This is a genomic window from Streptomyces sp. NRRL F-5755 (assembly GCF_001279365.1).
Taxonomy (GTDB): domain Bacteria; phylum Actinomycetota; class Actinomycetes; order Streptomycetales; family Streptomycetaceae; genus Streptomyces; species Streptomyces rimosus.
Genome location: NZ_LGCW01000299.1, coordinates 22769 through 44634 on the forward strand (window position 1 = coordinate 22769; position 21866 = coordinate 44634).

Annotated in this window: 19 protein-coding genes and 2 pseudogenes; 7 read left to right on the forward strand and 14 right to left on the reverse strand. The window is 69.5% G+C overall.

What is annotated here, in order from left to right; translation table 11 throughout:
- Positions 1-5 precede the first annotated feature (5 nt).
- The 6 genes and pseudogenes from ADK86_RS33395 to ADK86_RS33415 form a co-directional block, all read right to left on the reverse strand.
- Positions 6-1490 (reverse strand): ATP-binding protein, encoded by a 1485-nt coding sequence (locus ADK86_RS33395; RefSeq protein WP_234346183.1) that lies wholly within the window; start codon positions 1488-1490, stop codon positions 6-8.
- Positions 1491-1963: 473 nt separating this feature from the next.
- Positions 1964-2944 carry a DUF2637 domain-containing protein gene (locus ADK86_RS43995; RefSeq protein WP_053699978.1) on the reverse strand — a complete coding sequence of 327 codons (981 nt, stop codon included), beginning with the start codon at positions 2942-2944 and terminating at the stop codon, positions 1964-1966.
- Positions 2945-3031: 87 nt separating this feature from the next.
- Positions 3032-3226, reverse strand: coding sequence for a hypothetical protein (locus tag ADK86_RS33405; protein WP_003985440.1), 195 nt, complete (start codon positions 3224-3226; stop codon positions 3032-3034).
- A 911-nt stretch (positions 3227-4137) separates the two neighbouring features.
- Positions 4138-4365 carry a hypothetical protein gene (locus ADK86_RS45530; protein ID WP_324611435.1) on the reverse strand — a complete coding sequence of 76 codons (228 nt, stop codon included), beginning with the start codon at positions 4363-4365 and terminating at the stop codon, positions 4138-4140.
- Positions 4366-4516: 151 nt separating this feature from the next.
- Positions 4517-4714, reverse strand: a pseudogene (locus ADK86_RS45535) (helix-turn-helix domain-containing protein); the annotation flags it as partial.
- A gap of 542 nt (positions 4715-5256) precedes the next feature.
- Entirely contained in the window at positions 5257-5448 is a 192-nt protein-coding gene (locus tag ADK86_RS33415; protein ID WP_159394020.1) for a hypothetical protein, read from the reverse strand.
- A 278-nt stretch (positions 5449-5726) separates the two neighbouring features.
- On the opposite strand from ADK86_RS33415, the gene ADK86_RS33420 reads away from it, so the two are divergent.
- Positions 5727-5978: a hypothetical protein gene (locus tag ADK86_RS33420; RefSeq protein ID WP_053699980.1), complete on the forward strand. Its 252-nt coding sequence runs from the start codon at positions 5727-5729 to the stop codon at positions 5976-5978.
- A 300-nt stretch (positions 5979-6278) separates the two neighbouring features.
- Complete coding sequence (locus ADK86_RS33425) at positions 6279-6491, forward strand: hypothetical protein (protein WP_053699981.1); 213 nt, start codon at positions 6279-6281, stop codon at positions 6489-6491.
- Positions 6492-6542: 51 nt separating this feature from the next.
- On the opposite strand, the gene ADK86_RS33430 is transcribed toward ADK86_RS33425, so the two are convergent.
- Together ADK86_RS33430 and ADK86_RS33435 are read right to left on the reverse strand one after the other, a co-directional pair.
- On the reverse strand, positions 6543-7187 hold the full coding sequence (locus tag ADK86_RS33430; RefSeq protein WP_053699982.1) for a LuxR C-terminal-related transcriptional regulator: 645 nt from the start codon (positions 7185-7187) through the stop codon (positions 6543-6545).
- Positions 7175-8431: a sensor histidine kinase gene (locus ADK86_RS33435; protein ID WP_078952427.1), complete on the reverse strand. Its 1257-nt coding sequence runs from the start codon at positions 8429-8431 to the stop codon at positions 7175-7177. Before ADK86_RS33435 ends, ADK86_RS33430 begins: the two co-directional genes overlap by 13 nt.
- 336 nt (positions 8432-8767) lie before the next feature.
- On the opposite strand from ADK86_RS33435, the gene ADK86_RS33440 reads away from it, so the two are divergent.
- Together ADK86_RS33440 and ADK86_RS33445 are read left to right on the forward strand one after the other, a co-directional pair.
- Complete coding sequence (locus tag ADK86_RS33440) at positions 8768-9526, forward strand: ABC transporter ATP-binding protein (protein WP_053699984.1); 759 nt, start codon at positions 8768-8770, stop codon at positions 9524-9526.
- A 4-nt stretch (positions 9527-9530) separates the two neighbouring features.
- Positions 9531-12101: an ABC transporter permease gene (locus tag ADK86_RS33445; RefSeq protein WP_053699985.1), complete on the forward strand. Its 2571-nt coding sequence runs from the start codon at positions 9531-9533 to the stop codon at positions 12099-12101.
- 87 nt (positions 12102-12188) lie between these two features.
- Here the strand turns inward: ADK86_RS33445 and ADK86_RS33450 are convergent, their stop codons facing one another.
- The gene (locus ADK86_RS33450) at positions 12189-13415 is read right to left on the reverse strand and encodes an acyltransferase family protein (protein ID WP_053699986.1); all 1227 of its coding nucleotides are present in this window, start codon (positions 13413-13415) and stop codon (positions 12189-12191) included.
- Between the two features lie 1501 nt (positions 13416-14916).
- On the opposite strand from ADK86_RS33450, the gene ADK86_RS33455 reads away from it, so the two are divergent.
- Together ADK86_RS33455 and ADK86_RS33460 are read left to right on the forward strand one after the other, a co-directional pair.
- Complete coding sequence (locus tag ADK86_RS33455; protein ID WP_053699987.1) at positions 14917-15366, forward strand: hypothetical protein; 450 nt, start codon at positions 14917-14919, stop codon at positions 15364-15366.
- Positions 15363-15833, forward strand: coding sequence for a hypothetical protein (locus ADK86_RS33460; RefSeq protein ID WP_053699988.1), 471 nt, complete (start codon positions 15363-15365; stop codon positions 15831-15833). The genes ADK86_RS33455 and ADK86_RS33460 overlap by 4 nt, the downstream gene beginning before the upstream one ends.
- Before the next feature lie 593 nt (positions 15834-16426).
- Here the strand turns inward: ADK86_RS33460 and ADK86_RS33465 are convergent.
- Positions 16427-17803 carry an amidase gene (locus ADK86_RS33465; RefSeq protein WP_053699989.1) on the reverse strand — a complete coding sequence of 459 codons (1377 nt, stop codon included), beginning with the start codon at positions 17801-17803 and terminating at the stop codon, positions 16427-16429.
- A 251-nt stretch (positions 17804-18054) separates the two neighbouring features.
- On the opposite strand from ADK86_RS33465, the pseudogene ADK86_RS44975 reads away from it, so the two are divergent.
- A pseudogene (locus ADK86_RS44975) lies at positions 18055-18159 on the forward strand (short-chain dehydrogenase); the annotation flags it as partial.
- Between the two features lie 330 nt (positions 18160-18489).
- On the opposite strand, the gene ADK86_RS44000 reads toward ADK86_RS44975, so the two are convergent.
- From ADK86_RS44000 to ADK86_RS41715, 4 genes are all read right to left on the reverse strand, one after another.
- A complete protein-coding gene (locus ADK86_RS44000; RefSeq protein ID WP_234346185.1) occupies positions 18490-19404 on the reverse strand; it encodes a transcriptional regulator in 915 nt (304 codons plus the stop codon).
- A 65-nt stretch (positions 19405-19469) separates the two neighbouring features.
- Entirely contained in the window at positions 19470-19904 is a 435-nt protein-coding gene (locus tag ADK86_RS44980; protein ID WP_234346186.1) for a hypothetical protein, read from the reverse strand.
- A 60-nt stretch (positions 19905-19964) separates the two neighbouring features.
- Positions 19965-20171 carry a helix-turn-helix transcriptional regulator gene (locus ADK86_RS33475; RefSeq protein ID WP_053699990.1) on the reverse strand — a complete coding sequence of 69 codons (207 nt, stop codon included), beginning with the start codon at positions 20169-20171 and terminating at the stop codon, positions 19965-19967.
- 241 nt (positions 20172-20412) lie between these two features.
- Complete coding sequence (locus ADK86_RS41715; RefSeq protein ID WP_159394021.1) at positions 20413-21117, reverse strand: site-specific integrase; 705 nt, start codon at positions 21115-21117, stop codon at positions 20413-20415.
- Between the last annotated feature and the right edge of the window lie 749 nt (positions 21118-21866).

Here is a 21866-nt window from a genome sequence, read left to right on the forward strand (position 1 = left end):
CTCAGTCACTGTTCGCGCTCCGCGTCGCCCGGGCCCTCGGGACCGTGTGCCGGGGGCCCGTCCGGGGTCGCGCCGGAGGCACCGTCGAGGAAGGCGGACATCCACAGCCCGGCCGGCGGCGCCGGGGGGCGGGGTTCGGTGGCGGAGGGGGCCGCCTGCCGCGGCTCCGCCGACGGGAACAGGGGGCGGGTGGTGCGCCGCCTGCGCTGCGGGAGCCCGTTGGTGGTGCGCGGGGCGTGGGCGGGCACCGACTCGTCGGCGGCCGCCGTGGCACGGTGCCTGGGGCCGCCGGGGTAGCGGGGCGGCGGCAGGCTGGGTGCCTTGGCGATGGCCCCGCCGGGCGCCGGGGTCACGGTGATCAGTTCGGGCGGTACGACCAGGACGACGCGCACGCCGCCGTACGCGGACACGCGCAGCGACACGGTGAAGTGGTTGGTGTGGGACAGCCGGCCGACCACCGCCAGGCCGAGCCGTGGCGACTCGCCCAGGTCGTCGAGGTCGAGTCCGCTGGTGGCGTGCTGCGCCAGGGACCGTTCGGCGCGGATACGGGCCTCGTCGGTCAGGCCGAGCCCGGCGTCCTCGATCTCGACGGCCACCCCGGTCTGGACCTCGGTGGCGGTCAGGTGGACCCGGGTCTGCGGCGGTGAGTAGCGCGTGGCGTTGTCCAGGAGCTCGGCCACGGCGTGGATCAGCGGTTCGGCCGCGCGGCCGAGGATGCCGACGTCGGCCACCGAGTGGAGGTCGACGCGCTGGTAGTCGGTGATTCGGGACATCGCCCCGCGCAACACGTTGAACAGCGGGATGTCCTTCTGCCACTGCCGCCCCGGCCGGGCGCCGCCGAGGACGGCGATGCTGTCCGCCAGCCGGCCGATCAGCGCGGTCCGGTGGTCCAGGTGCAGCAGGTCGTGGAAGACGTCCGGGTCCTGCCCGTGCTTGTCCTCCAGTTCGCGCAGTTCCAGCGCCTGTTGGTGCACGATGGCCTGCACGCGCCGGGCGATGTTGACGAAGGCCCGGCGGGCGGAGTCGCGCAGGTCCTCCTCGGCGTCGACGGTCAGGAGGATGTAGCGCACCACCGCGTTGTGCGCGGTCTCGAACCGGGGGCTGACCCGGGACACCGGGCCGGTGGTGCGCAGTACATCTTCGATCGACGTGCCCTGCTGGAGCCTGGCCAGGGCCTCGGGCAGGGTCTCCTTGGCCAGCCGAACCGTCTCGGTCTCCTGCTCGGCGAGCAGCCGTTGCAGGAACGCCTCTCGTTCGGCGTACTGCTTGCGCAGCGCGTCGATCGCGCGGCCCCGGCGGGCCGCCTCGGCGGCCGCGACGGCGACGGCCGCGGTCGCCAGGACGCCGATCCAGGCGGCGTGGGCGCGGGCCGCCGACGGCAGCAACGACACGGCCACGGCCGTACATATGGCCAGCAGGGCGGGTGGCAGCAGCCACGGTGCGGTGGCGGCCGGCCCCGGCCTCCCGGGTGGCGAATCAGCACGAGCCATCGGCATCCTCAGAGCGCTAATGGAAGGGACAGGGCGTCATGCGCGGTGTTCTCGGGTGGAAAGGCAGCGGGAAGACAAAAGGCGACGTGCCGCGCGCGAAGCCGGGTCCCAGGACGCCCGTGCCCTCGTGCGGCGGCGGCTTCGCGACAGCCGTCGGCGGCTTGTCGCAGCCGTCACAACTCGCTGCGCGGCAGGAAGCATAGTCCGGGCGGAATGACTCCGTGGGGCATGTGCATACACCACATGAATGTACTCACGTACGAAATTCAGAAGAATCGTTTGGCGCTGGCGTTTTACCGACATCACGAAAAGCGGGAGCCGTTGACCTGCACGGACAGGAATTCTGCGGTTTTTCGGGGCGTACGTCGGCGGGCGAAAAAGACAGAAGTGCCCGCACGCCGGGAAAAGCGTGCGGACACCGGTCTTCCGGGGCCGGTCCGGTGGATTTCACCGTCCGGTGATCGCCGGCAGCCTCACCCGCCGGAACGGTGCCGGTGCTGCCCCCGGCTGCTCTGCGCGTGCCGGGCCGCGGGCTGGGGGGCGCCGGCGAGGTCGAGTTGGCGTACGAACTGGTGGAAGCAGAGCAGGACGGTCAGCGGCGGCAGGCCCGCCACGGCGATGCCGGACGGCGAGGGGTGGACGCGGGCGATGCACAGCATCATGGCGACGGCGGCGAAGAAGATGACGACGGCCCAGGAGTGCAGGGTGCGGCGCCGGTGGACGCGGGCGCGCAGGATGGACAGGGTGGCCACCACCCAAGGGCCGTAGATCAGCAGCGGCCACAGCGCCGCGACGTCCGACGGGGCCACACCGTCCGCGATGGCGCGCAGCGGCGGGTAGGACGCCACCGCGCCCAGCGCGGAGACGGCGATCGCGATCACCGCTGTCAGCAGCACGGACGACGCACTGAGCAGCCGCCGCCAGGTCCAGGCGACACGCCCGGCACCGGGCGTCGCGCGCGCGTCGGCGGCCTGCGGGCCGGGGGCGGCGGGCGCGGTGGGCCCGACGGGCCGGTGGGCGGCCTCGGCGTGCGGGTAGGCCGTCTCGGCGCGCTGGTAGCCGGCCTCGGCGTGCGGGTAGGCGGTCTCGGCGTGCGGGGGGCCGGTCTCCGCGTGCGGGTACGCGGGTTCGGTATGTGGGTGGAAGGCTTCGGCGTGCAGGTACGCGGGTTCGCCGGGGCAGTACACGGCCCCGCCGGGCGGGAACACCGGATCCGGGCCGTCGGCCACGGCCGGCTGCTCGGCCGTGTCCCACAACTCCGCCATTTCGGGGCCGAGTTCCTGTACGACGGCGGCGTCCCACCCGTCGTCGATGATCTCCTGCGCCAGGGGCAGGTCGTGCGCGAACGGCACGCCCGCGCCGCCGGGGAAGGAGACGGCCTCCTCCGTGCTCTGACGTGGCAGCCGGTGCCGGCCGGTACCGGGAGGCACGGGGACCCGCGGGATGTCGTTCACTGCAGCTCTCACTGGAATCGGTGGTGGCCGGTGGACAGGGGCCGGCCGACGCGCCGCCCTCGGGGGCGGCGGGCGCCGGGGATGCCGTTACCGGTCGTCGTCGCTGCCGTCGAGGGTGGCCAGCAGCTGTTCCAGCAGGTCGCCGGTGTACTCCAGCCGGACGCGCTGTCCGGCGCGCAGCAGGTGGACGTCGGGCCGGACGCCGGGGGTGGCGCGCGGCACGGTCGCGCGCAGTTGCCAGGCGCCGAGCTGACGGGTGGGGGAAACGCTCGTCTCGGTCATACGTCGTCAACGAACAGGTGTCGAGGGGGGTGACTGCGGCATACGGGCGAATCAGAATTAAGATAACTAATTCCTCATAACGGCTCTCCGGGACGAACCGGAAGCAGTCGCACCGTCACGAGTCGATCAGATCCAGCGCCGCGCGGCCGCCTCATCGGGCCGCCATCCGCTCAAGCACCGCTGACCAGCACCAATACCATAAACGGAGAGTTACGGACATAACGCCAGGAACCCCGGCGACTCGGGCGTGTTTTGCGGGCCGCTCGCCGCCACGGCGAACCCCGCGTACGCCCAGATGGGCAGCACCACACATTCCCTTCACCCCAGTTGAAGCGCGCCAATCACCGGGCCAGGGTTCCTACGCCGCGCCTCGACCGTGCCGAAAGCCCGAACCGCGCGACATTCACGCAGAGTTGACGTCGGCGGCACGAGCCCCTGCACGACTGCCGGACACCTGGCCGAGGCACCGGCCCCGCCGCGGGAACACACACCGCCCCTTGCACCGGAGCCGATCCGTCAGCAGCGGGCGAAAGGAAGAGCGACGACCACAGAGTTCTGCGCCCGGGGACCGGCCGGGCCCCGGGCGGTCCCGCGCATCACGAAGGTGCATGCCTCATCCGCCCGTTGGGCTTTGGGCTGAACGGGTCCGCCGGGGGGCTGCGGGGCCTCCGGCGGAGTCGGCGCGTCCGCCTGTGCGCGCAGGACGCGCGTGGTGTGCTCGCCGAGGGGGAAGAACAGCTCGATCGCCAGCTCCGAGAGGGTGACGTCGGCCGGTGCGCCGAAGGTGGCGATGGTGCTGAACAGCGCCAGCTAGCCGTACGGGGTGCGGAACCGCATCGGCACCACCGCCTCGCGCGGTACGTGCTCCCGCGGCGGGGCCGGCGCCTCGCCCGCGGGCACCTCGTAGGCGCTCACCTCATCTTACAGCGAGCGCAGTTGGGAATCGCCGGTCGTCTGGATCTGTTGCAGCAGCCCACTGAGGATGTACGCGCGCACCTCGCCGTAGTCGACCGCATGCGCCGGAAGCCCTGGGGGTGCAAGGCCAGCCGTATCACGTTCGGTTCGCCCGCCAGCAGTTCCGGTGAGGCCACGCCGAGCAGCACGTCCATCGCCCGGTTGGCGCGGACGACGTTCCACATTCCACAGCCGGTCGACGACGACCGCCGGGTACGGTTCGTGCCCCCGCAGCAGCATGTCCACCGCAGAGCGCGCCGCGCTCATGCCCTCGCCGTCCAGAGGCCGTACGCGGTACACGGGCGCGTAACCGGCCGCCATCAGCAGACTGTTGCGCTCGCGCAGCGGCACGTCCAGGTGGTGGGCCAGGCGCAACACCATCTGCCGGCTGGGGCGGGCCCGCCCGGTCTCCACACAGGACAGGTGTCGTGTCGAGGTGTCCGCGCGCAGAGCCAGTTCCAACTGGCTGAGCTTGCGCCGCAGCCGCCATGCCCGCAGCAGCACCCCGGCCCGCGGCAGTTGACCGACTCCCATGCGGCCGACCCTACCGAGGCCCTCGCTGACCGGCCATGACCTACCGGGTCATACGGGCCGGGCACGCCCCGATGCGCTCCCGGGCGCGCCGCAGACCCCGGCGGCGCCACACCCGCCTCACGGTACGGGGGTGGCCCGGCCGGCCCCGGACCGTGCGGTCGTGCGCGGGTGGCACCTGATGGGGCCGCCCTTAGATGGTGAGGATGACGTTGATGACCACGGCCACGGCGACGATGGCGGCCACCACCCAGGGCCACATCGGGCGCTCCCGGGACGGCTTCCAACCGGTGGACTCCGGCATGACTGCTCCTGACGCTGGTTCGTACGGTGATGAGGGGTGCGGGCCCCTCGGGCGACGGGGGACGCTCAAGGGGGCCGGTGGTGTGGCTCTGACGGCACAGGCACCCGGGATGCCGCCGCCGAGCCCGGTTCGGGGGCTGCTTTTCGGGACTGCTTTTCGGGGGCCTACTGGTAGTCGTCGCGGTTCAGACAGGTTTTCCGGAGGTCTTCGAGCAATGCGTTCTGCTCGGAGATGTATCCGATCACGGTCCGGCTCGCCCCCTCCCCTCGACTTCCACGCTGCGCATTTTCCGAGCGGTTTCTGCGACGGCCGTACGGAGCTTCTCGTCCGACGCCTGGCCGACCATGGAGTCCAGTTCGTCGGCGCGTTCCCGGATTTCCTTCTTCGTCTTCTCCACATCATCAGGGAACGGATTGGTGAGGGCCTTGCCCACGATCCGTGCGCACAGTTCCACGCGGTTGGCTTGGCCGTCTTGGTGCTGACGTCCTGGCAGCCGCCGGCACCCACAGTCAGTGCCACCGCGGCGAGAACCGCGACCGCCACGACGCCCGTCCGGCTACGGCGTCGGCCGCCGCCCCCGACGCTCGGTTCCTTCGGTATCACCTGCCGGCCCCCCTGTCGTGGTCCGGCGCGGGTGGCGGACCTTTCTGCGATATCTCCATGCTGCGCCGCCGGACGCCGCCGCGCAGTGGGACAGACTCCCCAATCGAGGTGCAGAGAACTGCACCAAGGCGGCAGTGCGTACCGCCGGTCCGGGAGCGGGGTTCCAGGCCGCAGGCCGAGGGCCGGGGCTGGCCACTAATACGCGGCGCGCTGCCGCGCGGCATCACCGACCGCTTCGACGAGGAGGGGTACCTGCGTGCACAACTTCCCCCGGGGCTCCGCCTGCCTTGGCAGGACGCGTTCGGCACGAAGGACCGCGCGGAGGTGCAGGCGTACTGCGATGCCAACGCCATCGAGTAACCGGCCGGTGTTCGTGGTTCGACCACCTGACGTCCTGCCATGCGCCCGCGCTGCGCCCTGGGTTGGACGGACTCCTGCTGGAGGAACACGGCCCCTGGGTCATGCCGACGGATACCTTCACCTGCTCACGCCGTACGCCGCCCTGGCGCTCCTGCCGCGGGGCGCGGCGGCACCGGCGCCGCTGCTGGCGCTGCTGTCTCCGAGGTACGCGCGCGGATTGGTCCTGGCGGGTGTCGCCCTACTGGCGCCCACCGCGAGCGCGATCATGACGACGTACCAGACGCTCGTCACGCCCGACCGATGCGCGGGCGGCCGGCCAGCGTGACCGGCATCTCCACGAGCGCGGCCTCCGCGCCGGGGCCGCTGACCGGCGGTGTGCTGCTGGAGACAGCGGGCGGCAGCGGCCACCGCCCTGGTGCGCACGGCGGTGTTCGGGCCCTCGCGCTGGTGGTGTCCTGCGCGCCGACCCTACGGACCTCCCCGCGACCGAAGGGGCTGGAGGCGGCCGAGTAGGCCCAACGTACGGCGGGGACCGCTCCGTTCCTGGACCGGCCCCGCAGGCGTTCATGCCCGCAGATACGTCAGGACCGCCAGCACGCGCCGGTGACCGCTGGCCGAGGTGGGCAGGCCGAGCTTGGTGAAGATGCTGCCGATGTGCTTGTTGACCGAACTCTCGGCGATGAAGAGGGACTTCGCGATCACCGGGTTGCTCTGCCCCTCGGCCATCAGCGCCAGCACCTCGCGCTCGCGCTGGGTGAGGGTGCTCAAGGGGTCGTCGCCGGCCCGGCGGATCATCAGCTGGGAGATCACCTCCGGGTCCATCGCGGTGCCGCCGGCCACGATCCGGTCCAGCGCCTCCAGGAATTCCTCAGTGTTGCCCACCCGGTCCTTGAGCAGGTAGCCGACGCCCGACGCGCTCTGGGCGAGCAGTTCGCCCGCGTAGGCCCGTTCCACGTACTGCGACAGGACCAGGACGGGGAGTTCGGGGATCTGGCGGCGGGCCTCCACCACCGCTCGCAGGCCCTCGTCGCGGAAGGACGGGGGCAGCCGGACGTCCACCACGGCGGCGTCGGGGCGGTGTTCGAGCAGGGCGGGCAGCAGGTCGGAGCCGTTGTCGACGGTGGCGCAGATCTCGTGGCCCTCGCCCGCCAGCAACAGGACCAGCCCCTCCCGGAGCAGCGCGTGGTCTTCGGCGATCAGGATCCGCATGGAATCTCCACTCTGAGTACGGTCGGGCCCCCGGGCGGGCTGACCAGTTCTGTCGTGCCGTCGAAGGCCGCGACCCGGCGGCGTACGCCCATGATTCCGCTGCCCGCGTGCTCCGAGGCGCCGCCGCGGCCGTTGTCCTCCACGTGGATGAAGATGCTGCGATCGTTGATCCGCAGCCGCACCAATGCACTGTCGGCGCCGCTGTGCTTGGCGACGTTGGTCAGCGCTTCGGAGACGACGAAGTACGCGGCGGCCTCCACGGCCGCGGGGGCGCGGGGCGCGGTCGCCGCGTCGTCCTCGATGTCGATCGCGGTGGGCACCTCGTTCAGCGCGGCCAGCGCCCGCACGGCGTCGATCAGGCCGCGGTCGATCAGGACCGGCGGGTAGATACCGCGGACCAGCTGGCGCAGCGACTCCAGTGCCTGCTGGGCGAGTTGCTGGGTGGCATCGACCATCTCGGGGACCTGTTCGGGCCGTACGTCGAGGGCCCGTTTGATCATGCCCAGGCGCAGCGACACCGCGACGATTCCGGCCTGCGCCCCGTCATGCAGGTCGCGTTCGATACGGCGCAGCTCCGCGTCGTGCGCGTCCAGCGCCTCGGCACGGGTGACGGACAGTTCCCGCACCCGCTGCTCCAGCGGGACGCGGGCGCGGGTGACCAGGACTTTCCGGGAGCCCAGCGCGTGCACCCGGGCCAGCGCCACAACGATCGCGGCGGCCACCGCCGCGTAGACCATCCCGACGAACATGGCGCCGATCGCCTTCGGCCAGGAGTCGACGGTGATGATGATGACTGCGTCCCGCTCGCTCGGCGCGAGGCGCCACCACAGCGGCGCGGAAAGCCAGTTGACGGCGCCGCCACAGGCCATGATGGCGGCGACGCACAGGGTGGTGCCCAGGATGCTGTGGGCGAGCAGCCACACGATGTCCTTGCGCACGGCGGGATCGCGCAGCGACAGCCGGGGGCGGCGGGTGTCGGCGTCCACCCCGCGGTAGTACGTGACGACTTCGGCGTCCAGGACGCGGGACACCCGGCGGCGATGGAATTCGGCCACCCGGCGCAGCAGCCGCAGGACGACCGGCAGCAGCAGGAAGCCGGTGCCCACCAGGCACAGGGCGAGGGTGGCGACGAGCAGGTAGAAGAGGCCGAGGCCGGCCAGTCCGGTGCCCAGGCAGAGCACGACGTAGCCGATGGCCTGCGGGAAGCGGCCGAACAGCCGGCGCGGGAGCTCCCGCGCGGGCACCCGTCGCAGTGTCGTGAACAGCGGTAAGGACATGACCGAGTGACCCCCCGACGCAACGGCGCGATCACGGTACCACCGGCGGTGCCGCCCGAACCGGGTCTCAGAGCCCTCCTGGAGCGCCGGTCCGGGGGCCTGCCACAGGCCGCGGGGGCACTTATCTGCACCTTCAAAACTCCAGCTCACGTGGTGGTCCACCGTGTGCCCGGAGATCTAGCGTGCTGAAGCGGAAAGACCGAGGACGGACTGCGCAGCGAGGGGACGGACGTGAGCAGAAGGGGCCGGGCGACACGGGGCGCGACGGAGGCGGCGCCTCCGCGGCCGGACGAGGCCACGCCCTTGGGCAACGGAGGCGACCGGCGGGCGGGCGGAGGACCGGTGGTCAGCCTCAGCGGCGTCCGCAAGACCTACGGCAGAGGCGCCGGCGCGGTACACGCGCTGCGCGATCTGTCCCTCGACTTCACCCGGGGCTCCTTCACCGCGGTGATGGGCCCCTCGGGCGCAGGCAAGAGCACCTTCCTGCACTGCGCGGCGGGCCTGGACCGGCCGGACGCCGGGACCGTGGTGCTGGGCGGCACCGACCTCGCGAGCCTGAACGAGGTCGAGCTGACCCTGCTGCGCCGGGAGCGTGTCGGCTTCGTCTTCCAGGCGTACAACCTGATGCCGGCGCTGACCGTGATGGACAACATCACCCTGCCGCTGATGCTGGCGGACCGCCGACCCGACCCCACCTGGCTGGACCGGGTGGTGGCGCAGGTGGGGTTGAGCGACCGGCTCGGGCACCGGCCGTCGGAGCTGTCCGGCGGCCAGCAGCAGCGGGTGGCCATCGCCCGCGCGCTGGCGCCCCGCCCCGAGGTGGTCTTCGCCGACGAGCCCACGGGCGCGCTGGACACCCGTACCGCCAAGCAGGTGCTGCAACTTCTGCGCGACGTGGTCGACTCCACCGGGCAGACGGTGGTCATGGTGACCCACGACCCGGTCGCCGCCTCCTACGCACACCGTGTGGTCTTCCTCGCGGACGGGCGGTACGCGGAGGAGATGACGCGGGCGACGCCGGAGCTGATCGCCGAGCGGATGCCCCGGCTGGGAGAGTGGTGATCCCGTGTTCGCCCTCGTGCTGAAGACGGTCAAGGAGCGCAAGAGCGGCTTCGTGGGCGCGTTCGTCGCGCTCCTCGGGGCGTCCATGCTGATCACCGCCTTCGGCATCATCCTCCAGTCGGGCATCGACTCCGGTGTCCCGGCGCAGCGCTACCGCGACGCCGCGGTGGTGGTGGCGGGCAAGCAGGAGTTCTCGGTCATCGAGGGCAAGAGCACCAAGACGAAGGCGCTGGACGACGCCGTCGGGGTGCCGCGCTCGCTGGTGGCCAAGGTCGCGGCGGTGCCGGGGGTCCGGCAGGCCGTGGCCGATCTGCGCTTTCCCACCCAACTGGTGGGCGAGGACGGCGGTGTGCTCAAGGGCGAGGACGGGGAGGGAGCGTTGGGCGCGTCCTGGCCCGGCTCCGTTCTCGGCCCGTTCCACCTGATGGGCGGGCGGGGCGCGGAGCGGCCCGGCGAAGTGGTCCTGGAGAAGTCCCTCGCCGAGCGGGCCGGGGTCAAGGCCGGCGACACCATACGGCTGGCGACCACGCAGGCCGCCGCGCGCTACACGGTGGCCGGTGTGGTCGAGTACCGCGGCCCCGGTGACGGACTGCGCACCCCGCCGGTGTTCTTCTCCGAGGCGCAGGCGCGGCAGTTGTACGGCCGGGACGACCAGGTGTCGGCGATCGGCGTGCTCGCCAAGGACGGCACCGCCCCGGAGGAGCTGGCGGAGCGGATCGAGGGCAAACTCGGCGGCACCCCGGCGGACCTCTACACCGGGGACGCGCTGAGCAGCGTGGAGAATCCGGACGTGGCCTCGGCCCGGGGCAGCCTGAAGGAGCTGGCCGGTTCGCTGGGCGGCACGATCATCTTGATCACCCTGATGGTGGTGAGCAGTACGCTCGCGCTCGGCGTCCACCAGCGGCGACGTGAGCTGGTGCTGCTGCGGACGGTGGGGGCGACGCCCAAGCAGATCCACAAGGTGATCGCCGGTGAGGCGTTGGTGATCTCCCTGCTGGCGTCGGTCATCGGCTGTCTGCCGGGGGCGCTGGCAGCCGGGGCGCTGCGCGGGGCGCTGTCGGTGATCGGCGTGGTGCCGGACGACTTCGCGTTCTCCTACGGGCCGGTGCCGATGCTCGCGGCGGTGGCCATCGGGGTGGCGACGGCGCAGATCGCGGGGTTCGCGGTGGCCCGCAAGGTGGTGGCCATCCGCCCGGTGGAGGCGCTGAGCCAGTCCCGTACGGAGGCGCCCACGCTCGGCAGGGCGCGGGTGACCTTCGGCGTCCTCCTGCTCGTGCTGGGCCTGGGGGCCTCGCTGCTTCCGCTGTTCTTCGGCTCCGTCTTCGCCGTCGCGGGGGCGGGCAGCGGCGGCCTCGTCATGGTCATCGCCATCCTGATGCTGGCGCCGCCGGTGGTCGGGCGGGCGACCCGGCTGCTGGCCCGGCCCTTCCAGCGGCGGTTCGGCACGCTGGGCCATCTGGCGGTGGCCAACACCCGTGCCAACTCCCGGCGGCTGGCGGCCGGCATCGGCCCGCTGATCCTGGCGATCGGCTTCGCCTCGGTCCAGCTGTTCATCCCCACCACGACCAACGAGGCGGCCAAGGACCAGGCCGCGGCGGGCGTTGTGGCCGACTACACGCTCGGCAGCGACCTCGACGGGCTGCCCGTGGCTGCCGCCGGGGACATCGCGCGGCTGCCCGGTGTCTCGGCGGCGGCCGGGGTGGTGCGCACCAAGCTCTTCGCATCCCGGAAACTGCTGGACTCCCCCGAGATCTTCGACTACGAGGCGCAGGGCGTGACGCCCGGGAAGCTGGACCAGCTCTTCGACCTGGCAGTGGAGAAGGGCGACCTGAACGGCCTGGGCGCGTCGCCGGACGCGGTTGCGCTGAGCAGCGGCGCGGCGAGCACCCTGGGGGCCGGTGTGGGCGACCGGGTGCGGCTGCACCTGCCGGACGGCGCGCAGCAGGAGTCCAAGGTCGTCGCCACCTACCGGAGCGGGCTGGGCTTCGGGGACGTGACGCTGCCGCACGACACGGTGATCAAGCACAGCTCCAAGCGGCTGGACGACGCGGTCCTGGCACGGCTGGCACCGGACGCGAACCGGGACAAGATCGCCGACGGACTGTCCAAGCTGGCCGCGCGCTATCCGGGGCTGAAGGTCGCCGACAACGAGAGCATGGCGCAGGAGACGAGCGCGATGGCGGGGCTGGTCGGCAGCGCGCTGCCGCTGGTGCTGGTCTTCGGCTACATCGCCGTGGCGGTGGCCAACACCCTGGTGATGACGACGCTGAGCCGGACCAGGGAGTTCGCGCTGCTGCGGCTGGTCGGCGCGACACCGGACCAAGTGATGCGGATGATGCGTACGGAGACCCTGATGATCATCCTGATCGCCGTGGTAGTGGGCACGGTCGTACCACTCCTCCCACTGATAACGGTGAGCCTCGGCCTGACCTCCTCCCCCGTGCCCTACATACCGCCGCTGCTGTACCTGGGCATCGTCGCGGCGACCGCGGCACTGGCCGCGGCAGGGGTCCTGCTGCCGACCAAGCTCGCACTGCGCTCGCCACCCGCCGACGCCATCAGCATGCGCGAATAGCCGCGCCCGTACGCGCTCCGGCCGGCGGTCCCCAACGGGGGCGCCGACCGTTCCGTACGCCGGGCCCCGACACGCGGCCGACCGCCCTCAGTCGGAGGTCCGGGCCCGGGACAGCGCCAGATCCTCCTGCGGAGCGTGAGGCACGGCGACCACCTGTGATGCGTGAGGCATGACGGGCGCCTCAGGCATGTGAGATACGACGGGCGTCTGTGGCGGGAGGCGTCGGGCGTGGCGGCGACGGGGTACGACATGCCGACGCACGTCGTCGATGCCGCGCCGCATGGTGGTGCGGAGCCACTTCCCGACGGGCCGTTCGACCAGGCGGTGGATGACCCAGGCAGCGACCAGCATGACCACGGTCACCGAGGCCACCAGAACCGGAGCGGGGACCCGGTTGCGGAAGTGGTGTATCAGGGTCATGCCGATGTTCATGTGGATCAGGTAGAGCGGGTACGTGAGCGCCCCCGCGGTGGTGAGCCACTTCCACTGGGTCCGGTCGAAGCGACCGAGTGCGATGGCGCCGACAAGGGCGAAGCCGGCGATGATGACGAGGCGCGCGGGCCAGGTGGGCAGCGTCTGGGCGACAGCCTTGCCGAGGCTCGTGGCCAGTCGGTAGTCGATGTAACGCTGGGCGAGCAGCAGTTGCAGCACCACGATCGCCCACAGGATCGCGTTGGGCCGGTACCGGCGCATCAGGTAGAAGGCGACGCCGGCGATGAAGAACGGCGCGTACTGCGGCATCGCGAACGCGGTGAGCAGCGGCGTTCCCATGACCGGTGCCAGGGCGGCAGCCGCTGTCCACACCCCGCACAGAATCAGGCAGTTGCGGTAGGTGACGCCGAACAGCATGACCACGACCACGATCAGGTAGAACTTGAGCTCCACGAAGAGCGTCCAGTACACCGGGTCGATGTTGGGCGTGTTGTTGCCGGCCTGGAGCATCGTCAGGTTCGTGATCACATGGCCCCAGCCCCGTAGGGACGTGACCTCCGGCCACAGCTTCACCACCACCGCGGTGAGCAGGATGGCGGCCCAGTAGGCGGGGAACAGCCGGGTGAGCCGGGACACGGCGAATTCGCCCACCGTACGGCCCCACACACTCATGCAGATCACGAAGCCGCTGATCAGGAAGAAGACCTCCACCCCGAGCCACCCGTACTGGGCCGCGTAGTGAGCGGTCGGGAAGATCGTCTCCGTGGAATGGCCCCAGGGCCGGGCGAGGGCGACGTAGTGGTAGAAGACCACCATCAGCGCGGCCAGCAGCCGCAGTCCGTCCAGTGCGGCAAGTCTGTTGCCCGAGCGACGCTCGCTCATGATGCTCCCCCCAGCGCTCTGGTCAGGAACGCTCCTGGTCCGAAGGATTCACGGGCTGTACAAGCCCCGCGGGTACATAGGTGGTACGCCGCTCCGGTATGACGGGCAGGAGAGCGGTGGTCCTGCGCGAAGTGGGAGTGCCCACGTCCGACATCACGAGGCGGTGGCCGGTGATCCGTGTGTGGCCGGACTCGGTGCCATTCGGCGCCGGGCCCCTGCCGGAAGAAATCCGTCCGCCCAGGCAGGTGGGCTCAGGCCGGCTGCTTGGCCCATGACTGCGCAAGCCCATGACAGCAATGCGGTGCAGGGAATCGGCAGGGCGCAACAGGCACACCCACGCCCGTCTTGCCCGAGTCGTACGGACCTTGCCTGCCTACTCGCTTGCTTGCTCGCTTGCTCGTGCGGATCTCGACCGGGGTGCGCCGATCGTCCCGATCAGTGGACACCCCGACCGGCGTCCACTCTCCCTTGGGGGCAGCCCGGTGGCAGAGGAGCGCTCGGCAAGCGCGACGTGTCGGCCACCGTCGCGGAACCAGCCGAGGCAGCCACAACGGTGGCAGTGATCCGCCGTGCGAGCTTCATACGAAATCCCCCCGTGGGAAGCGTGGCTTGACCGTGCCGTGCACCCACCCGGAGATGAGTCGGTGTTCAGGCACGCAAAGGCAGTTGGGCAGTTCAACCTTGGAGATGCCAGATCCAAGCACATGGCCACACCCACCACCGGGGCAACAAGTCGGGCATTGAGTAATGAATCACGTCAAACACCCTTTGTGTCTTTTCTTACTTGTTACTTAGGCATCTACCGATAGAGATGACCCGCTTCGCGTGCATAGGGTGGCGTCGCCAGTCCTGTTTCCGCCGCGCCAAGGGCCGGTCCGAGGTATGACGGCGCGAGGCTCACGATACGCACCGGGCGTCCGGGGTCGGCGACAGCGGTGTTGTGCTGACTGGCGTGCCGGGCCAATGACCAGCCGTCTTCGCTCGTTCGCCCCGTCGGCTCGTGTGCGAAAAGTCTCGGTCTCGGTTACGGAAGTGCCCCCACGATGGTGCCGCGCCCCCGGGCTCCGGTGACGTACCAGCTGACCCAGGCGAAGGCACCGCCCGACCGGCTTCATCACCGCCTCGGCCAACCACCCTTTCTGGGCGGCCGACGCCTGGACAGCGGCCGAAAAGCTCAAGCCTGGCGCCACGCCTCGAACCCCGTCCGGTACGCTGGCGATGATCATTCGCGTGCGCGCCTGCACCGCAACGCAGCAGGTCTGCAATCTCACCGCCAAAAGCATCCATTGCGGTGATCTCGACAAGGACGAGAGACCCAGGAACCCACGCCCGGTCACACTTCGATCCGCCCGTCACTCCCGCCAGGAATCGGCCTAGGGCCACCTTTCGCCAACGGAAGCCGGACTCAGAGTCCGATCAATGAGACGTTGAACGCACACGCCCCTTCCCTTGGGGCACCGCCGACCACTCCGCCCCCAGGAAAGAAGACAACAACACACAGATGCACTACCAGCACCTCCGCACTTTTCTTGATGACATGCGGGAAATCCACGATCAACTCACTGAATTTTCCACCGACCTCTTGGCGCGTCACGATTTCGGCCACGAAGTCGGCATGGGCCATCAACTTCGTATCGAGAAGGACGACAGCGGCCAGACCCTGCACGTTCTTCTCAGTCACCCGCTCATGATCCCGGTGAGCGAGGACTTCTCGGAGATCAACGAGATCACTCTGCATGTGCGCCTCTCAGTGACCCGAACCGATTGTGCGGCACGGGTCGCCGTCGACACCTATCTCGACGCGGCAATGGGCAGCGTCCCGGAAGGTGAGCACATCCTGCACGAGAAGCAGCTCGACGGCGTACCTCTGGAAGAGGCCATCACATTCCTCAAGGATGGCGTGGAGGAGCTGTGCCGGATGACGCATGTGCTTCAGGAACTGGAAGGGTGACGAGAAAGATGACCTACCGCCTAGAAGACAGGCGCCGGCAAGACGTTTACGAACTCCTCACGGCGCTGGAGAACATCAACGAAGAGCTGGGGCGCCTCACCATCGAACTCCTCTTCACTCTCGGCGAAGGCTTCACGCTGAAGCACGATGTCGACATCAGTCATCAGGGTGACGCGACCGTCATTTCCCTCGTGCATGTATACAAGTACGAAACAGCGCCGGATTGGGTAACGCAGGATGTCATCAGAGTGGTGGCGAGCCTCATCACCCACCCTTCGCACTGCGACGCCCGAGTCGCAGTCGAATACGACCTTCTCAGCGCATGCAATAGCCTACCGGCCGGCCCCGGAGTCCTCCGGGAGCAGCATTGCCAGAACGACACCGTGGAGGACGCGCTGCTTTTTCTCCGACAGAGCGTGGACGACCTGTGGAATGCGGAGAACCTATTGGCGACGCTCATCCGTTGAAGGTTTCCCGGAAGGACCGCACCGCACCGACCGGTCAGACATGACCGGTCGAATCTGCCTCGGCGACGTGGCCGACCGTCGAGGCGGGCGGCCTACTGCGCAAAGGAGCGCCGGCCCGATATGCCAACGGCGTTGACCAGCACCGCGACAGCAGACCGTCCGTGACTCACCCGACCGCCCGGTCCCGTTTCGCCTTGTCTTGCCGACGGAGCCGACTGTTCATTCAGCCGGAACCTCCGCCGCCTTGCTCGCACAATGGCTCGCAGCGCAACGAGCTTCGCCAAGAACGCCGAGAGCGCACAGAAGTACAGGCGGGAGCCAGTCAGGCCTCCTTGGCGGCCCGCTCCAGAATCACCACACACTCCGCATGATCCGTCACCGGACAGGTGTCGCGTCGGCCACCGGCTAGAGAAGCTGCAGATCAGAGGACTTTCCGTGGCTCAGTACGCGACCGCCTTCCGCGCCATCGCAGGCGACCACGGCATCAACGTCGTCCTCAACTCTGCCGCCGGCGACTACCTCGACGTGCCCCTGGTACTTCTGGGTTCCGGCGGGCACCTCCTGGATTTGGGTAGTACCGACCAAGCTGCCACTCAGAAAGCGGGTCGGCGGCCGCGGACGGGGCTGACCTCCTCCAGGCGCTCCGCGAGGTCGAGGAGGAGGGCCTCGGTCCACCAGCGGCTGACCAGCTGGACGCCGAGCGGCAGGCCGTCGTCCGTGGCGCCGAAGGGGAGCGCGACGGCGGGCAGGCCGGTCAGGTTGAACGGTACGGTCGCGCGCATCACCGCGCGTGCCGGCAGGGAGACACCGTCCACGTCGAGGCGGCTGCGGCCATGAGGCGGAGCGGGAAAGGGGGTTACGGGGCACAGCAGGACATCGTGGTCGGCGAACCATGCGGCAAATCGCGTGCGCAGCTGCTCCACCTCGTGTTCAGCGGCGACATAGTCGGCCAGCGGAATCTCGGCGGACTCCAGCGTGGCCGCGATGACCGGGTGCACCTCCGTCTCGCGGCCGGAGGTGACGGCGCGCAGGGCCGGCCGTACCTCCGGGGGAAACAGCGTCGCCGAGAGCAGGGTGCAGTCCCGCTCGGCGAGCCATGGAAGCTCGCTCTCCCGGACGTCGTGCCCGAACTCGGCCAGCGCTGCGGACGCCGCGGCGACCGTAGCGGCGACCTGTTGATCGACCGCGCCGAACGCCGCCGCGGTCCAGCCGATGCGCAGCCGGCCCCTGCCGCGGGTGCGGTCCGGGGCGGGCAGCGCCACGGCGTAGGGGTCGCTGCCGTCGGGCCCTTCCATGAGGGAGAGTGCCAGGCGCAGGTCGCGCACGCTGCGAGCCATCGGGCCCGCGTGCCACCAGCGGCGCGGCACGGCGGGAAAGTGGCCGGTCATCGGCACCCTGCCGTGGGTGGGTTTGATCGAGGCGATCCCGGTGTCGGCGGCGGGGCCGCGCACGGAGATGGCGACGTCGCTCCCGATGCCGAGCGGCGAGAGCCCGCTCGCGATGGCCGCCGACTCACCGCCACTGGAGCCCCCGGGAGTGCGCTGCGGATCGTAGGGGTTCAGAGACCTGCCGGTCAGACGGTTGTCCGTCTCGGTCCAGTAGGACATCTCCGGCAGGTTCGTCTTGGCCAGCAGGATGCCGCCGGCCTGCCGAAGGCGGGCCACCGAAGTGGCATCGGTATCGGGCACCCGGTCGGCGAAGAGTGTCGACCCCCAGGTGGTGGGGGCCCCTGCGGTGTCGAAGGAATCCTTGACCGTAAAGGGAACTCCGCCGAGCGGGCCACCGGCCGGTCGTGCTGCGGCGCGCAGAGCCTGCTCACCGAGCACGGTCACGAAGGCGTTCACTCGGTCTGCGACCGCCTCGACCCGGTCGAGATGGGCAGCCACCACTTCGACGGCGCTCACCGTGCCCGCTGAGATCAGACTCGCGAGGCCGACCGCGTCATGCCATACGAGATCGCTCGGCTCCATCGGCTCCAGGGCCCCTTCCTTCGCAACAAACTTTCCGAGCCTGCCTGTTCAACTCACCCTACGGAGGGCGGACTCACACCGTCCGCGAACACGACGAGCAGGCCGCCACCGCGGCGAGCACGTGATCGTCTCGCTCGGGTCAAGGTTGGCGGAGCAAGGAGCGCCCCCGCGTCCAAAGTGATTGCCGTCTTCGGGGCCGGCACCGCCTTGGTGCCTCCCTCGCCCGCCGCTTCGGCCGTGCGGGCTTCCGGGTGGCCCTGGTTGGGCGCCGGCAACAGCGCCTGGACGCCCTCATCGCGCAGTTGGCGGCGGGCGGTGTCGAAGCAGCCGGTTTCACCGCCGACCTGTCCCGGCCCGACGGAGTGCCGGTGCTGGTCGCGGACATCCGCGACCGCTTCGGGCGCATCGACGTGATCGAGTACGGTCCGTTCAGTACGAGCAGAGCCACACCTCGGCCGCCGAGCGGATGCCGCTGTCCTGGGCCAGGGCCTCTCCCGGTGCTCTTGCTGACACCGGTGGAAGTGGTGCGCGCCGTAATGCCGGAGTGGACCGGCCGGGGAGACGGCGCCTTCCTCCTGACCACCGGTGTCACAGCGATCCACCCCATGCCCGGACTGAACTGTGCATCACTTCCACTGCACCGGACACAGGGGACGCAGCCGCCAGGCACGGGACGAACACCCGTGTCAGTCGTGCTCTTGGGCCGTGCCGGTCCGGGGCGTTCCGGTGCCGGTCAGGGTCCACATGGCCAGGAGGTCGAGTGCTTGTCCGGACGACGATCCGGGTTCCGCGGTGTAGACGAAGAGGGTTGTGTCGGGGTCTCCTGGCAGCGTCAGCGTCTCGTACTCCACTGTCAGTTCACCGACGAGCGCGTGGTGGAGGCGTTTGGAACCGTGGGTGCGCTGGTGGACCCGGTGCTCTTCCCACCAGTGGTCGAATTCCGTGCTCTTTTCGCGCAGCTCTGCGATAAGACCGTTCGTGGCCTGGTCATCCGCGTCCCGTCCCGCCTCCAGACGCAGGCTTTCCACGGCGGCCCGTGCCTGGTCCTCCCAGTCGACGAACAAGGACCGGGGTTCCTCGCCGAGGAACATCCAGCGTGCGTAGTTGCGGTGCCGGACGGGTATCTGGTCGAAGTCGGTGAACAGTGCCTTGGCCATCCGGTTGGCCGCCAGGACGTCGCTGCGGCGGCCGAGGACCAGGACCGGTTCGCCGTCGAGTGCGTCGATGAGTTGGTGAAGGCCGGGGCGGAGTCTTCGGGCACCTCGGCTGTGACGCCGTGACGGCGCGGCCGTGACTCCGACGAGGGTGTGAAGGTAAGTGAGGAGGCGACCCGACCGACCTTTGGTGAGGGTGGTGAACACCACGGCATCCCGGTCGAGTCGGTGGATGTGTCGTTCGAGCACCTCCAGGACGTGGGATGGGAGCGGTACCTCGCGTCGGCTCTTGGAGCTCTTCGGGTACTCCTTGATGCCGCTCCTGGTGTTGACCTCCACCACGAACAGGCGTGAGCGGCGCTGATCGATGCGGTGGCGGTGAAGGCCGGAGAGTTCGCCCCATCGCAGCCCGGTGTAGAAGCCGAGCAGGCACATCGTTTGCCACACGGTGGGCAGTTCGTCCAGGATGCTCTGCGCCTGGTCGAGGGTGAACCACTGCGGCGGCTTGACGGCTATCTGCGGCAGGGACTCACCGCGATCACATCGTCGTCGACGGCCGCACGCATGATGGAGGACGTCAGGTTGTAGGCCCGCTTGATGGCGGCGGCGCCCGCTCCCTTCTCGATCAGGGCGCGGATCCAGCCCTGCATGCCCATGCGGGTGATGGAGCGCATCTCCCAGTCGGCCCAGTGGGGCATGACGTGGTTCTTGATGCTCGACGCGTCTCCCCGCAGAGTGTGGGGCTCGACCACGCGGGCGGCCCACCACCGGTCGTGCCACTCACGGAACGACGTTGCGCCGGCCCGCGGGTCGCGCATGCCACCGCGGGCGGACTGGGTCTCCATCTCCAAGCCCCAGGCACGCGCCTGCGCCTTGAGGGGAAACGATTCGCCGAACCGGTCACCGAGCCGGTTGCGAACCGTCGCTTGCCACTTACCGGTCTTCAACTTGCGTAGGTACAGCCCAACTCCTCACATCAGTACGGAGCCCCTTAAAACGGGCCAAGGTCAGCCGCGCGGTCTGGGCGTGACGACAGCGCGGCTGGAGATCAACTCGTCGAGGCCGACGGCGGGGACGCGGACACGCGAACGCCCCGTGCCGGTGCGCAGATCGACGACCGGGGGGTCGCCGGCCGCGATGAAGCGGTAGATGGTGCGTCGGTCGACGTCCAGGGCTGCGGCGACGGCAGGAATGGACAACAGGCGTGCGGGCATGGATCAGTCCTTGGCAGGTGAGGGTGAGAGGACTCCGGCGGGCGGACAGCCGGGCAGTGACCGGTCCGAGGAGATAGACGACAAGCTGCCGGAGATGGGACGCAGCACGTCAGGAAGCGGCGCAGCGCGTCCAGGCAGGAGTCAGGTCAGGCCGAGAAGTTGGCGTCGCCGGGCCGGAAGGGGGCGGGACGAAGTCATGAAGGACGGCGCTCCGCCCATCTACCGGAGCGCCCAGCCCGGTTCACCGCGCAGTCGGCTCCGGAAGGTGAATCGCCTGAGCGGGTCGCTCCCAGTCGGTCTCAGTTGCTTCGGGACGGAAGCAGTACGGGTAGCGGAGCGCCAACCAGGCCGGGGCCACCCCGGCAAGCTCGGCCACCGTCAAGACGTCGATGCCTGACCTCAGCCGCTGCACCAGGGAGGACTCTCGGAGGATGTCGACGGGTTCCCCCAGCCGCCAGCTCAGCAGCTCGTCGTGCGGCAGTACGGCCTCTTGCGCCTGCTCCCACACCTGTTCATACGCGGCAGCCGATAGCCGCCCACCGCGAGCGCCGGGGAACAGCAGATCGCCCTTCTGGAGACCAGCCTCGTCGATCCACTCACGGAGGAACGAGGCGAACTGTGCCTGAAGCGGAACCATTCGAGCCTGCCCTCGATGGCGAACTGTCAGCTCACCAGAACCACCTGCATGAAGGACAACATCGCGAACACGCAGGGAGCGGGCCTCACTCGGACGAAGTACCCCTTCGGCCACAGCGACCAGGAAGGAGTGCACCACCGGGCGACCCCCGCCCTCCTGCCTACGTATCCAATCGAGCAGCGAAAGAGCCTGACTCTCGGAAAGTATCCATTCCTCATCCAAGATGTCGACGAGCACGGCATTCAACTCCTTCTGGGAAACAGCGATTCGTCGCACGGAGACCCGCTCGACAGCATCAATGGTCCACACGATCCCCGGTTTCGCTAACCGGGGATCTCGTGCTACAAAGGGCAGGGGACCGCACAGAGGAGCCTCACTCCCAACTGCGGCATTCACACATCACGGCAGCCGATCCGCCTGCATCTAGGTTCACTTGAAGCCACCGCACTAATCCAGTTCACTGCCGCACCCATATGTCTGCTGTCGGCGAACTACCCCCTGCGACGAGAGTTCGCTGCAAAAATACGCGCGAACTGGGGCAATTTAGGATCGGATGCGACGGAGTAGAGCAGGCGCCTTCTAACCGCTTGGCCGCAGGTTCGAGTCCTGCCGGGGGCTGCCGCACGATCGGGGGACATCTGAACTGGCTTGCCCCCGTCGAATTCGAGACCGTCATGCCCACACCGGCCCTCCAGGCCGCGTGACCGAATCTGTCACCAGAACCTGCATCAGACCCATGTACCTCATCGTCGGCCCCGGTTAGATCGTCCCTAGAGTATGCCAACTTTGCGAGAACGTCGTGAATCTTCTCACTCAAATCAGCGACGCGCGACCGCGCGTCTCCCGGCGCAGTCGGGCCAGTTCCTCGCTTCCGGTGGCCGCCCCGGCAGTGCCGGCACGGCAGGCCCGTGCGACCCAGCTGCCCAGGGTGGTCGCCTTGATCCCCAGGTCCCTGGCGACCTAGGCCGTTTCCTTCAGATCATCGGATCGTTGGTCTGGTGTGTCGTTGACTGACGCCCAGTGGGCACGCATCGAGCCGTTGCTGCCGGACCGGACAC